The 269-nt window shown below is 50.9% G+C and carries 1 protein-coding gene; it reads left to right on the top strand.

Annotation, left to right across the window (positions count from 1 at the left end):
• Positions 1 to 220 (top strand): hypothetical protein (locus tag ACEN88_RS35530; protein ID WP_413347098.1); only part of this gene is annotated, 220 nt, incomplete at its 5' end.
• Between the last annotated feature and the right edge of the window lie 49 nt (positions 221 to 269).

The following is a 269-nucleotide window of genomic DNA, read 5'->3' as shown; positions in this document are numbered from 1 at the left end:
GGTACAAGCCGCTTGTACCGAGGCATTGAAGGCCATCCCCAAGGGCAGTCTAGCGGGTGGTGTCCATTGTGCTGCGGTAGCGACATCCCGAAAGTGGAGCAACAAGATGGTTGACAGTGTAAAAGTGAGAAAATTCTATTCCACCTCAAAGATTGTGCTGATCTCAACAGGACTTCAGAAAGACCATGGACATCAACGCTACTGGAACATTCATCATTGACGCTTGTATCGCGGATGCCATCAACTCGCAATACCCCGACGAGGGCGAC

The sequence above is a fragment of the Massilia sp. CT11-108 genome (assembly GCF_047302915.1).
GTDB classification, from domain to species: Bacteria; Pseudomonadota; Gammaproteobacteria; order Burkholderiales; family Burkholderiaceae_D; genus Telluria; species Telluria orientalis.
Note: the sequence above shows the minus strand (reverse complement) of the source record. Positions and strands in the feature narration are given on the sequence as shown.